At 45.3% G+C, this 265-nt stretch carries 1 protein-coding gene; it reads right to left on the reverse strand.

Annotation, left to right across the window (positions count from 1 at the left end):
• The coding region (locus KVT11_RS20065) for a zinc-binding dehydrogenase (RefSeq protein WP_217609170.1) at nucleotides 1–265 on the reverse strand (265 nt) is incomplete at both ends.

Here is a 265-nt window from a genome sequence, read left to right on the forward strand (position 1 = left end):
CCTCCATCTGTCATTTCGACTATAACTTCCTGAATTGGGCGATCATAATCCGCAGGATTCACAAAATCAGTCGCACCCATTTTTTTAGCTAGTTCCCATTTTTCGGGATTTAGATCAACTGCGATAATTCGGCTTGCTTTCGCTTGAACCAGTCCTTGAATAGCGGCTAATCCAATCGCTCCTAAACCAAATACCGCTGCCACAGCTCCTTCTTCCACTTTTGCAGTGTTGTGTACCGCACCAATACCTGTAGTCACACCACAAC

The organism is Bacillus sp. GbtcB10, from assembly GCF_019091365.1.
GTDB classification, from domain to species: Bacteria; Bacillota; Bacilli; order Bacillales; family Bacillaceae; genus Bacillus; species Bacillus altitudinis.